12 protein-coding genes are annotated in these 11,672 nt (G+C 59.1%); all 12 read left to right on the top strand.

Annotation, left to right across the window (positions count from 1 at the left end):
• Positions 1-116: 116 nt before the first annotated feature.
• The 12 genes from HU764_RS25230 (at position 117) to glmS (ending at position 11,621) form a co-directional block, all read left to right on the top strand.
• Positions 117-524, top strand: coding sequence for a F0F1 ATP synthase subunit I (locus HU764_RS25230; protein ID WP_027592077.1), 408 nt, complete (start codon positions 117-119; stop codon positions 522-524).
• 16 nt (positions 525-540) lie between these two features.
• A complete protein-coding gene (gene atpB / locus HU764_RS25235) occupies positions 541-1,410 on the top strand; it encodes a F0F1 ATP synthase subunit A (protein WP_016489912.1) in 870 nt (289 codons plus the stop codon).
• A gap of 142 nt (positions 1,411-1,552) precedes the next feature.
• Positions 1,553-1,810 (top strand): F0F1 ATP synthase subunit C, encoded by a 258-nt coding sequence (gene atpE, locus HU764_RS25240; protein WP_003097235.1) that lies wholly within the window; start codon positions 1,553-1,555, stop codon positions 1,808-1,810.
• A 57-nt stretch (positions 1,811-1,867) separates the two neighbouring features.
• The gene (locus HU764_RS25245; protein WP_003253189.1) at positions 1,868-2,338 is read left to right on the top strand and encodes a F0F1 ATP synthase subunit B; all 471 of its coding nucleotides are present in this window, start codon (positions 1,868-1,870) and stop codon (positions 2,336-2,338) included.
• Between the two features lie 12 nt (positions 2,339-2,350).
• Positions 2,351-2,887 carry a F0F1 ATP synthase subunit delta gene (locus HU764_RS25250; RefSeq protein WP_003253191.1) on the top strand — a complete coding sequence of 179 codons (537 nt, stop codon included), beginning with the start codon at positions 2,351-2,353 and terminating at the stop codon, positions 2,885-2,887.
• A gap of 21 nt (positions 2,888-2,908) precedes the next feature.
• The gene (gene atpA / locus HU764_RS25255) at positions 2,909-4,453 is read left to right on the top strand and encodes a F0F1 ATP synthase subunit alpha (RefSeq protein ID WP_027592078.1); all 1,545 of its coding nucleotides are present in this window, start codon (positions 2,909-2,911) and stop codon (positions 4,451-4,453) included.
• A gap of 48 nt (positions 4,454-4,501) precedes the next feature.
• Entirely contained in the window at positions 4,502-5,362 is an 861-nt protein-coding gene (gene atpG, locus HU764_RS25260; protein ID WP_016489911.1) for a F0F1 ATP synthase subunit gamma, read from the top strand.
• Between the two features lie 27 nt (positions 5,363-5,389).
• Complete coding sequence (gene atpD / locus HU764_RS25265) at positions 5,390-6,766, top strand: F0F1 ATP synthase subunit beta (protein WP_016489910.1); 1,377 nt, start codon at positions 5,390-5,392, stop codon at positions 6,764-6,766.
• Positions 6,767-6,809: 43 nt separating this feature from the next.
• Positions 6,810-7,229: a F0F1 ATP synthase subunit epsilon gene (locus HU764_RS25270; RefSeq protein WP_016489909.1), complete on the top strand. Its 420-nt coding sequence runs from the start codon at positions 6,810-6,812 to the stop codon at positions 7,227-7,229.
• A gap of 122 nt (positions 7,230-7,351) precedes the next feature.
• Positions 7,352-8,719, top strand: a complete 1,368-nt coding sequence (gene glmU / locus HU764_RS25275; RefSeq protein WP_186679316.1) for a bifunctional UDP-N-acetylglucosamine diphosphorylase/glucosamine-1-phosphate N-acetyltransferase GlmU — start codon at positions 7,352-7,354, stop codon at positions 8,717-8,719.
• A 287-nt stretch (positions 8,720-9,006) separates the two neighbouring features.
• Positions 9,007-9,783, top strand: a complete 777-nt coding sequence (locus HU764_RS25280; RefSeq protein ID WP_027592080.1) for a DeoR/GlpR family DNA-binding transcription regulator — start codon at positions 9,007-9,009, stop codon at positions 9,781-9,783.
• Between the two features lie 2 nt (positions 9,784-9,785).
• Entirely contained in the window at positions 9,786-11,621 is a 1,836-nt protein-coding gene (gene glmS, locus HU764_RS25285) for a glutamine--fructose-6-phosphate transaminase (isomerizing) (RefSeq protein WP_085272141.1), read from the top strand.
• The last annotated feature ends 51 nt before the right edge of the window (positions 11,622-11,672 follow it).

Below are 11,672 nucleotides of genomic sequence, written 5' to 3' on the forward strand. Positions count from 1 at the left end.
CACTACGAAGAGTTGAATAGGGGTTAATCCACCCCTATACTCTGCGCGCATTTTGTCGGCACAAATTATGCCAAGTCATAGCTGACTTGTTGGTCGACTTCCGAGGAGCAGTTGTGATGGAAATACGCACGCCAAACCGCTTGCCTTTCCATCGCTGGGCGGTTTTTCCGGTACTGCTGACTCAATGTGTTGTACTGCTGTTGGCAACGTTGGTGTTGTGGCAGTGGAAAGGGGCGGTCAGTGGATATTCAGGTCTCTGCGGAGGTTTGATTGCCTGGCTACCCAATGTGTATTTCGCCTGGAAGGCATTTCGCTTCAGCGGAGCCCGGGCAGCGCAGGCCATCGTCAAGTCGTTCTACGCTGGCGAGGCAGGCAAAATGATTTTGACGGCAGTGCTGTTTGCACTGACCTTCGCAGGAGTGAAGCCATTGGCGCCGTTAGCAGTATTCGGCGTCTTCCTGCTGACCCTAATGGTCAGCTGGTTCGCGCCACTGCTAATGAATAAAAGACTTTCGAGACCTTAGGGCGTTTGAGGCAACCATGGCAGCAGAAACCGCTTCGGGCTATATCCAGCACCACTTGCAGAACCTGACCTACGGTCAACTACCAGACGGCAGCTGGGGCTTCGCCCATTCGGCTGCAGAAGCCAAGGCAATGGGCTTCTGGGCGTTCCACCTGGACACCCTGGGCTGGTCCGTTGCGCTGGGTCTGATCTTCCTGTTCATCTTCCGCATGGCGGCGAAGAAGGCGACCTCCGGCCAACCTGGCGGTCTGCAGAACTTCGTCGAAGTGATGGTCGACTTCGTCAACGGCAGCGTGAAGGACTCCTTCCACGGCCGTAGCCCGGTGATCGCACCGCTGGCGCTGACCATCTTCGTCTGGGTATTCCTGATGAACGCCGTCGACCTGGTACCGGTCGACTGGATTCCTCAGCTGGCCATCCTGATCTCCGGTGATCCGCACATTCCGTTCCGCGCCGTGTCGACCACCGACCCGAACGCGACCCTGGCCATGGCCTTCAGCGTGTTCGCCCTGATCATCTTCTACAGCATCAAGGTCAAGGGCCTGGGCGGCTTCATCGGTGAGCTGACCCTGCACCCGTTCGGCAGCAAGAACATCTTTGTACAGATCCTGCTGATCCCAGTGAACTTCCTGCTCGAATTCGTCACCCTGATCGCCAAGCCGATCTCGCTGGCACTGCGTCTGTTCGGCAACATGTACGCCGGTGAGCTGGTGTTCATCCTGATCGCCGTCATGTTCGGCTCCGGCCTGCTCTGGCTGAGCGGCCTGGGTGTGGTGCTGCAATGGGCGTGGGCTGTGTTCCACATCCTGATCATCACCCTGCAAGCTTTCATCTTCATGATGCTGACCATCGTCTACCTGTCGATGGCGCACGAAGATAACCATTAAGACCGCCTGGCGTGTCTGATAGCCTTCCTCGCCGGTACGGGGGGAGGGCTTAAAAAGTCCGCAAGGGCAGCTGTACTCACGATTTGTTTTACCGCTTCAAACTAAAAACCTAACCAATACGACGTAAAAGTCGGGAGGAAAGATGGAAACTGTAGTTGGTCTGACCGCTATCGCTGTTGCTCTGCTGATCGGCCTGGGTGCTCTGGGTACCGCCATTGGTTTCGGCCTGCTGGGCGGCAAATTCCTGGAAGGCGCTGCTCGTCAACCAGAAATGGTTCCGATGCTGCAGGTTAAAATGTTCATCGTTGCCGGTCTGCTCGACGCCGTAACCATGATCGGTGTTGGTATCGCTCTGTTCTTCACCTTCGCGAATCCGTTCGTTGGTCAGATCGCCGGCTAATCACTCGTCACCACGAGTTGATTTGCTGTATGAATTAAGACCGAGCGAGGTGTTGGCGTGAACATTAATGCAACCCTGATTGGCCAATCCGTTGCTTTCCTGATTTTTGTACTCTTCTGCATGAAGTACGTATGGCCTCCGGTCATCACTGCTCTGCAAGAGCGCCAAAAGAAGATTGCCGATGGCTTGGACGCTGCCAACCGCGCAGCTCGCGACCTGGAGCTGGCCCAAGAGAAAGCGGGTCAGCAACTGCGTGAAGCTAAAGCACAGGCAGCCGAAATCATTGAGCAAAGCAAGAAACGCGCTGCTCAGCTTGTCGAGGAAGCCCGTGAACAGGCCCGCGTCGAAGCTGACCGTGTGAAGGCTCAGGCTCTGGCCGAGATCGAACAGGAACTGAACAGCGCTAAAGACGCCCTGCGTGCCCAAGTGGGTGCTCTGGCCGTTGGCGGTGCTGAAAAGATCCTTGGCGCCACAATCGATCAAAACGCGCATGCGGAGCTGGTTAACAAACTGGCCGCTGAAATTTAAGCGAGGGCGATCATGGCAGAACTGACCACGTTGGCCCGACCTTACGCTAAGGCTGCCTTTGAGCATGCCCAGGCCCATCAGCAACTGGCCAATTGGTCAGCCATGCTCGGCCTGGCTGCTGCGGTGTCGCAAGACGACACCATGCAGCGCCTGCTCAAGGCCCCGCGACTGACGAGCGCAGAAAAGGCCGCCACGTTCATTGACGTGTGCGGTGACAAGTTCAATGCACAGGCACAGAATTTCATTCATGTTGCCGCGGAAAACGACCGTCTCCTGCTTCTGCCGGAGATTGCCGCTCTGTTCGACCTGTACAAGGCCGAGCAAGAGAAATCCGTGGACGTGGAAGTCACCAGTGCCTTCGCGTTGAACCAAGAACAGCAAGACAAACTCGCCAAGGTTCTCAGTGCACGGTTAGGCCAGGAAGTGCGCCTGCACGCGTCGGAGGATGCCAGCCTGATTGGCGGCGTCGTCATCCGCGCTGGTGACCTGGTAATCGATGGCTCTGTTCGCGGCAAAATCGCGAAACTGGCCGAAGCATTGAAATCTTGAGTTTGAAGGGGCAGCAGAGCAATGCAGCAACTCAATCCTTCCGAAATTAGTGAAATCATCAAGGGCCGCATCGACAACCTCGATGTGAGCTCCCAAGCCCGTAACGAAGGTACCGTCGTTTCGGTTTCCGACGGTATCGTGCGGATCCACGGTCTGGCCGACGTCATGTACGGCGAAATGATCGAGTTCCCTGGCGGCGTCTACGGCATGGCCCTGAACCTGGAGCAAGACTCCGTAGGTGCAGTGATCCTGGGTGCATACGACACCCTCGCCGAAGGCATGAGCGCCAAGTGCACCGGCCGCATCCTGGAAGTTCCGGTTGGTAAGGAACTGCTGGGTCGCGTCGTCGACGCACTGGGCAACCCGATCGACGGCAAAGGCCCGCTGGGCAACACTCAGACCGACGCGGTCGAGAAAGTTGCTCCAGGCGTGATCTGGCGTAAGTCGGTAGACCAGCCTGTACAGACTGGCTACAAGTCCGTTGACGCCATGATCCCTGTCGGCCGTGGCCAGCGTGAGCTGATCATCGGTGACCGTCAGATCGGCAAGACCGCCATGGCCATCGACGCCATCATCAACCAGAAAGACTCCGGTATTTTCTGTGTGTATGTTGCTGTCGGCCAGAAGCGTTCCACCGTTGCCAACATCGTTCGCAAGCTGGAAGAAAACGACGCACTGAAAAACACCATCGTGGTGGTTGCCAGTGCTTCGGAATCCGCCGCACTGCAATTCCTGGCGCCATACGCCGGTTGCACCATGGGCGAGTTCTTCCGTGACCGCGGTGAAGACGCACTGATCGTTTACGATGACCTGTCCAAGCAGGCCGTTGCCTACCGTCAGATCTCCCTGCTGCTGCGCCGTCCACCAGGACGTGAAGCGTACCCAGGCGACGTGTTCTATCTCCACTCCCGTCTGCTGGAGCGTGCATCGCGCGTTTCGGAAGAGTACGTCGAGAAGTTCACCAACGGTGCTGTGACTGGCAAAACCGGTTCCCTGACCGCGCTGCCGATCATCGAAACCCAGGCTGGCGACGTTTCCGCGTTCGTTCCGACCAACGTGATCTCGATCACCGACGGTCAGATCTTCCTGGAATCGGCCATGTTCAACTCGGGCATCCGCCCTGCAGTGAACGCCGGTGTTTCGGTATCCCGCGTAGGTGGTGCCGCTCAGACCAAGATCATCAAGAAGCTGTCCGGTGGTATTCGTACCGCTCTGGCTCAGTACCGTGAACTGGCTGCATTCGCCCAGTTCGCTTCCGATCTGGACGAAGCGACCCGCAAGCAGCTGGAGCATGGTCAGCGCGTTACCGAGCTGATGAAGCAGAAGCAGTACGCGCCAATGTCCATCGCGGACATGGCCCTGTCGCTGTACGCCGCTGAGCGTGGTTTCCTGACTGACGTAGAAGTCTCCAAGATCGGTAGCTTCGAGCAAGCACTGATCGCCTTCTTCAACCGTGATCACGCTGAACTGATGGCGAAGATCAACGTGAAGGGTGACTTCAACGACGAAATCGACGCTGGCCTGAAAGCCGGTATCGAGAAGTTCAAGGCCACCCAGACCTGGTAAGCCGCAGCGGGGGCCCAGGCCCCCGCTTGCTAACCTGATAGGTGATACATGGCAGGCGCAAAAGAGATTCGCAGTAAGATTGCGAGCATCAAAAGCACGCAAAAAATTACCAGCGCCATGGAGAAAGTGGCGGTCAGCAAAATGCGCAAGGCACAAATGCGCATGGCTGCTAGCCGTCCTTACGCGGAGCGTATCCGCCAGGTGATCGGTCATCTGGCCAACGCCAACCCGGAATACCGCCACCCTTTCATGATCGAGCGCCCTGTTAAGCGCACCGGTTATATCGTGGTGAGCAGTGACCGTGGTCTGTGCGGTGGCTTGAACACCAACCTGTTCAAGGCCCTGGTCAAGGACATGAACGCAAACCGCGAACAGGGCGTGGAAATCGACCTGTGCGTGATCGGCAGCAAGGGTGCGACTTTCTTCCGCATCTTTGGCGGCAACGTCGTAGCCGCGATCAGCCACCTGGGCGAAGAGCCATCGATCAACGATCTGATCGGCTCCGTCAAAGTGATGCTGGACGCCTACCTGGACGGCCGTATCGATCGCCTCTCCGTGGTTTCGAACAAGTTCATCAATACCATGACCCAGAAGCCAACGGTCGAGCAATTGGTACCGTTGGTGGCAACCCCGGATCAGGATCTCAAGCATCACTGGGATTACCTGTACGAACCCGACGCAAAAGAGCTGCTGGACGGCTTGATGGTGCGTTATGTGGAGTCGCAGGTATACCAGGCGGTGGTCGAGAACAACGCTGCTGAACAAGCGGCCCGGATGATCGCCATGAAGAACGCCACAGACAACGCCGGTGATTTGATCAAAGAGCTTCAGTTGATCTACAACAAGGCGCGTCAGGCTGCGATCACCCAGGAGATCTCGGAAATCGTCGGCGGCGCTGCCGCGGTTTAACGGTTCACATATTCAGAGGATCCAGCTATGAGTAGCGGACGTATCGTTCAAATCATCGGCGCCGTCATCGACGTGGAATTCCCACGTGACGTCGTGCCGAGTGTATACAACGCGCTGAAAGTACAAGGCGCGGAAACCACCCTCGAAGTTCAGCAGCAGCTGGGCGACGGCGTGGTTCGTACTATTGCGATGGGCTCGACCGAAGGCTTGAAGCGCGGTCTGGATGTCGTCGACACCGGCGCTGCCATTTCCGTTCCTGTTGGTAAGGCCACCCTGGGCCGTATCATGGACGTACTGGGCAACCCGATCGACGAAGCCGGCCCGATCGGTGAAGAAGAGCGTCGCGGTATCCACCAGCCAGCGCCTTCGTTCGCTGACCAGGCAGGCGGCAACGACCTGCTGGAAACCGGCATCAAGGTTATCGACCTGGTTTGCCCGTTCGCCAAGGGTGGTAAAGTTGGTCTGTTTGGTGGTGCCGGTGTCGGCAAGACCGTAAACATGATGGAACTGATCCGTAACATCGCCATGGAACACAGCGGTTACTCCGTGTTCGCTGGTGTGGGTGAGCGTACTCGTGAGGGTAACGACTTCTACCACGAGATGAAGGACTCCAACGTTCTCGACAAAGTAGCGCTGGTCTACGGTCAGATGAACGAGCCACCAGGAAACCGTCTGCGCGTAGCGCTGACCGGCCTGACCATGGCTGAGAAGTTCCGTGACGAAGGTAACGACGTTCTGCTGTTCGTCGACAACATCTATCGTTACACCCTGGCCGGTACTGAAGTATCCGCACTGCTGGGCCGTATGCCTTCGGCAGTAGGTTACCAGCCGACCCTGGCTGAAGAGATGGGCGTTCTGCAAGAGCGCATCACCTCCACCAAGGAAGGTTCGATCACCTCCGTCCAGGCCGTATACGTACCTGCGGACGACTTGACCGACCCGTCGCCAGCGACCACCTTCGCCCACTTGGACGCCACCGTCGTTCTGTCCCGTGACATCGCCTCCCTGGGTATCTACCCAGCGGTCGACCCACTGGACTCGACTTCGCGCCAGCTGGACCCGAACGTGATCGGCAACGAGCACTACGACACCGCGCGTGGCGTTCAGTATGTTCTGCAGCGCTACAAAGAGCTGAAAGACATCATCGCCATCCTGGGTATGGACGAACTGTCCGAGACCGACAAGCAACTGGTAGCCCGCGCTCGTAAGATCCAGCGCTTCCTGTCGCAGCCGTTCTTCGTGGCCGAAGTCTTCACCGGTTCGCCAGGCAAGTACGTTTCCCTGAAAGACACCATCGCTGGCTTCAGCGGCATCCTCAAAGGTGACTACGACCACCTGCCAGAACAAGCGTTCTACATGGTCGGCAGCATCGACGAAGCGATCGAGAAAGCCAAGAAACTGTAATTCCTGCGCCCCGCAAGGGGCGCTATCAGGTTGAGGCAAGCAGATGGCTATGACAGTCCATTGCGATATCGTCAGCGCGGAAGGAGAGATTTTCTCCGGTCTGGTCGAGATGGTGGTTGCGCACGGTAACCTGGGTGATCTTGGTATCGCTCCGGGCCACGCGCCGCTGATCACCAATCTGAAGCCAGGTCCGATCACGCTGACCAAGCAGGGTGGCGCCCAAGAGGTGTTCTACATCTCTGGTGGTTTCCTCGAGGTTCAGCCGAACATGGTCAAGGTGCTTGCCGATACCGTGCAACGTGCTGCAGACCTGGATGAAGCTCAGGCTCAGGAAGCCCTCAAGGCTGCCGAGAACGCCCTGAATCTGAAAGGCGCGGACTTCGACTACGGCGCCGCCGCCGCACGTCTGGCCGAGGCCGCAGCTCAGCTGCGTACCGTCCAGCAAATGCGCAAAGGCAAGTAATCGGCCCTGGGCTGATCACTTCTGTTGCGATTGAGTAAAAGGGTAGCCTCGGCTACCCTTTTTCTTTTTCCGAATTTCTCCCCCCGGTCATTTCACTGACCGCCCAGGATTGGTAGCCAGTAATGTCACTCGATATCGTTATTCTCGCCGCCGGCCAAGGTACCCGCATGCGCTCGGCGCTGCCCAAGGTGCTGCACCCGGTTGCCGGAAACTCCATGCTTGGCCATGTTATCCACAGCGCGCGTCAACTCCAGCCGCAAGGTATCCACGTGGTCATTGGCCATGGTGCCGAGCAGGTGCGTGAGCGCCTGGCAGCTGACGATCTGAACTTTGTCATGCAGGACAAGCAGCTGGGCACAGGCCATGCCGTGGCCCAGGCGCTGCCAGCATTGTCCGCTGACACCGTTCTGGTGCTGTACGGTGATGTGCCGTTGATCGAGGTGGAGACCTTGCAGCGCCTGTTGGCCAAGGCCAATGATCAACAGCTGGGCTTGCTCACGGTCACCCTCGAAGACCCGACCGGCTATGGCCGTATCGTGCGTGACGAGCAGGGCAAGGTGACGGCCATCGTTGAGCACAAGGATGCCAGCGACGCGCAGAAAGCGATCAAGGAAGGCAACACCGGCATTCTGGCTCTGCCTGCGGCGCGCCTGGCGGACTGGATGAGCCGCTTGTCGAATAACAATGCCCAAGGCGAGTACTACCTGACCGACGTCATCGCCATGGCGGTGTCCGATGGCCTGGTGGTTGCCACCGAGCAACCCGAAGACCCGATGGAAGTGCAGGGCGCCAACGACCGTCGCCAGCTGTCCGAGCTCGAGCGCCACTATCAGCTGCGCGCAGGCCGCCGCCTGATGGCCCAGGGCGTCACCCTGCGTGACCCGGCGCGGTTCGATGTACGGGGTGAAGTGACCGTTGGTCGCGATGTGCTGATCGACATCAACGTGATCCTCGAAGGCCAGGTGGTCATCGAAGACGGCGTAGAGATCGGCCCCAACTGCGTGATCAAGAACAGCACCCTGCGCAAGGGTGTGGTGGTCAAGGCTAACAGCCACATCGAAGGTGCGGTGATGGGCGAGGGCAGCGATGCCGGCCCGTTCGCTCGCCTGCGCCCCGGCAGCGTGCTGGATGCCAAGGCCCATGTGGGTAACTTCGTCGAGCTGAAAAACGCTCACTTGGGCGAAGGCGCCAAGGCAGGCCACCTGAGCTACCTGGGCGACGCCGAAATCGGCGCGCGCACCAACATCGGCGCTGGCACCATCACCTGCAACTATGATGGCGCCAACAAGTTCAAGACCGTGATGGGTGAGGACGTGTTCATCGGTTCGAACAATTCGTTGGTGGCGCCTGTGGATATCCAATCCGGCGCTACGACGGCCGCCGGTTCCACCATCACCCAGACGGTAGAAGCGGGCCAGCTCGCCGTGGGCCGTGCGCGCCAGCGCAACATCGATGGCTGGAAGCGGCCGGAGAAGATCAAGAAGAGCTGAGTTATACACAGCTGTTTCGATCGAAGCCGACTTATGTGAATAAGTCGGCTTTTTTTTGGGCGTGAGTTGCTGTCCCTGTAGGAGCGGCCTTGTGTCGCGATGGGCTGCAACGCAGCCCCAAAAATGGAGCTTTACCTCGAAATCACTGGGGCCGCGTTGCGGCCCATCGCGACACAAGGCCGCTCCTACAAGGGTGAAACTATCCACAGGGCAGCAACTGCTTGACGAAACGTGCGTCTTAGGTTTTGATTGCAACCATTATCTTTCGAAACGAAACTTAAGCGCTCATGTCGAAACGTAACACGCCTCAACGCCGCCACAACATCCTGGCCATGCTCAGTGAGCAAGGGGAGGTGAGTGTGGATGCATTGGCCAAGCGCTTCGAAACCTCGGAAGTGACCATTCGCAAAGACCTCGCTGCCCTAGAAACCAACGGCCTGTTGCTACGCCGCTATGGCGGTGCGGTACCGGTGCCGCAAGAGCTGCTCGGTGAGCCGGCCCAGCCCGTGTCTGCCTACAAGAAGGCCATTGCCCGTGCGGCGGTAGGGCGTATCCGCGAACATGCGCGGATCATCATCGACAGTGGCAGCACCACTGCGGCGATGATTCCCGAGCTGGGCCGACAGCCTGGCCTGGTGGTGATGACCAATTCCTTGAACGTGGCCCGTGCCATCAGCGATCTCGAGCATGAGCCTGTACTGCTCATGACCGGTGGTACCTGGGACCCGCACTCCGAGTCGTTCCAGGGGCAGGTTGCCGAGCAGGTGTTGCGCTCCTACGATTTCGATCAGCTGTTCATCGGTGCCGATGGCATCGACCTCAACCGTGGTACCACCACCTTCAATGAGCTGCTGGGCCTGAGCCGAGTCATGGCCGAGGTCGCCCGTGAGGTGATCGTGATGGTCGAGTCCGACAAGGTGGGGCGCAAGATCCCCAACCTTGAGCTGCCGTGGGGCAGCGTGAATACCCTCATTACTGACGAACGCCTGCCCGCAGCGGCACGCGAACAAATTCAAGCCCGCGGCATCAACCTGATTTGCGCCGCGATCAGCCAGGAGCAATGAACATGTGTGGAATCGTTGGTGCCGTAGCCGAACGTAATATCACCGCCATCCTGATCGAAGGCCTCAAGCGCCTTGAGTACCGCGGGTACGACAGTGCCGGCCTGGCGGTCTACAGCCAGCAGGGTGGGCTGGAGCGTCGCCGCCGGATTGGCAAGGTCAGCGAGCTGGAAGCTGCCGTGGCCGCCGAGCCGCTCGTCGGCCAGCTGGGTATCGCACACACGCGTTGGGCTACCCACGGCGCGCCAACCGAAGGCAATGCCCACCCACACTTCTCGGGCAGTGAATTGGCGGTCGTGCACAACGGCATCATCGAGAACCACGAAGAACTGCGTGAAGAGCTCAAAGGCCTCGGCTACGTGTTCACCTCGCAGACCGATACCGAAGTCATCGTCCACCTGATCCACCACACGCTCAAGACCGTTGCAGACCTGACCGACGCGCTGAAGGCTGCGGTGAAGCGCCTGCACGGTGCTTATGGCCTGGCCCTGATCAGCGCTAAACAGCCAGACCGCCTGGTAGCTGCCCGCAGCGGCAGCCCGCTGGTGATCGGCCTGGGCCTTGGCGAGAACTTCCTGGCCTCGGACCAGCTGGCCCTGCGCCAGGTCACCGACCGTTTCATGTACCTGGAAGAAGGCGATATCGCTGAAATCCGCCGTGACCAGGTCAGCATCTGGGACCAGGCTGGCAACAAGGTCCAACGTGAAACCGTGCAATATCACGAAGGTGCAGAAGCGGCGGACAAGGGCAACTACCGTCACTTCATGCTCAAAGAAATCCACGAGCAGCCAAGCGTGGTCCAGCGCACCCTGGAAGGCCGTCTGGGCAAAGACCACGTGCTGGTACAGGCCTTTGGCCCGAAAGCTGCCGACCTGTTCGCCAAAGTGCGCAACGTACAGATCGTTGCCTGCGGCACCAGCTACCACGCCGGCATGGTCGCCCGTTACTGGCTGGAAAGCCTGGCCGGCATCCCTTGCCAGGTTGAAGTCGCCAGTGAGTTCCGCTACCGCAAGGTGGTGGTGCAGCCCGACACCCTGTTCGTCTCGATCTCGCAATCCGGTGAGACTGCCGACACCCTGGCTGCCCTGCGCAACGCCAAGGAGCTGGGCTTCCTCGGCAGCCTGGCGATCTGCAACGTCGGCATCAGCTCGCTGGTGCGTGAATCCGACCTGACCCTGCTGACCCTGGCTGGCCCGGAAATCGGCGTTGCTTCGACCAAGGCGTTCACCACCCAGCTGGTCTCGCTGATGATGCTGACCCTGGCCCTGGGCCAGGTACGCGGCACCCTCGAAGCCGGTGTCGAAGCCGAGCTGGTTGAAGAATTGCGTCGCCTGCCGGCCCGCCTGGGCGAGGCACTGGCCATGGACGCAACTGTCGAGAAGATCGCCGAGCTGTTCGCCGACAAGCACCACACCCTGTTCCTGGGCCGCGGCGCCCAGTACCCGGTAGCGATGGAAGGCGCGCTCAAGCTCAAGGAAATCTCCTACATCCACGCCGAAGCCTACCCGGCAGGCGAGCTGAAGCACGGCCCGCTGGCACTTGTGGATAACGATATGCCAGTCGTGACTGTGGCGCCGAACAACGAACTGCTGGAGAAGCTCAAGTCCAACCTGCAGGAAGTGCGTGCCCGTGGCGGTGAGTTGGTAGTGTTTGCCGACGAGCACGCTGGCATGACCAATGGTGAAGGCACCCACGTGATCAAGGTGCCGCACATCGCTGACGCCCTGGCGCCGATCCTGTACACCATCCCGCTGCAGTTGCTGTCGTACTACGTGGCGGTGCTCAAGGGCACCGACGTTGACCAGCCGCGCAACTTGGCAAAATCGGTGACGGTGGAATAAACCTACGGGCAACCGTTAAAAAGCACCGGCCCCGCTGTGATCAACAGCAGG

Source organism: Pseudomonas kermanshahensis (genome assembly GCF_014269205.2).
Taxonomy (GTDB): Bacteria; Pseudomonadota; Gammaproteobacteria; order Pseudomonadales; family Pseudomonadaceae; genus Aquipseudomonas; species Aquipseudomonas kermanshahensis.

What these genes read in the sequence shown, in the direction of transcription:
- glmS (WP_085272141.1), top strand. Translation starts at nt 9,786, where the DNA reads ATGTGTGGAATCGTTGGTGCCGTAGCCGAACGTAATATCACCGCCATC.
- atpB (WP_016489912.1), top strand. Translation starts at nt 541, where the DNA reads ATGGCAGCAGAAACCGCTTCGGGCTATATCCAGCACCACTTGCAGAAC.
- HU764_RS25230 (WP_027592077.1), top strand. Translation starts at nt 117, where the DNA reads ATGGAAATACGCACGCCAAACCGCTTGCCTTTCCATCGCTGGGCGGTT.
- atpG (WP_016489911.1), top strand. Translation starts at nt 4,502, where the DNA reads ATGGCAGGCGCAAAAGAGATTCGCAGTAAGATTGCGAGCATCAAAAGC.
- atpD (WP_016489910.1), top strand. Translation starts at nt 5,390, where the DNA reads ATGAGTAGCGGACGTATCGTTCAAATCATCGGCGCCGTCATCGACGTG.
- HU764_RS25250 (WP_003253191.1), top strand. Translation starts at nt 2,351, where the DNA reads ATGGCAGAACTGACCACGTTGGCCCGACCTTACGCTAAGGCTGCCTTT.
- HU764_RS25280 (WP_027592080.1), top strand. Translation starts at nt 9,007, where the DNA reads ATGTCGAAACGTAACACGCCTCAACGCCGCCACAACATCCTGGCCATG.
- atpE (WP_003097235.1), top strand. Translation starts at nt 1,553, where the DNA reads ATGGAAACTGTAGTTGGTCTGACCGCTATCGCTGTTGCTCTGCTGATC.
- glmU (WP_186679316.1), top strand. Translation starts at nt 7,352, where the DNA reads ATGTCACTCGATATCGTTATTCTCGCCGCCGGCCAAGGTACCCGCATG.
- atpA (WP_027592078.1), top strand. Translation starts at nt 2,909, where the DNA reads ATGCAGCAACTCAATCCTTCCGAAATTAGTGAAATCATCAAGGGCCGC.
- HU764_RS25270 (WP_016489909.1), top strand. Translation starts at nt 6,810, where the DNA reads ATGGCTATGACAGTCCATTGCGATATCGTCAGCGCGGAAGGAGAGATT.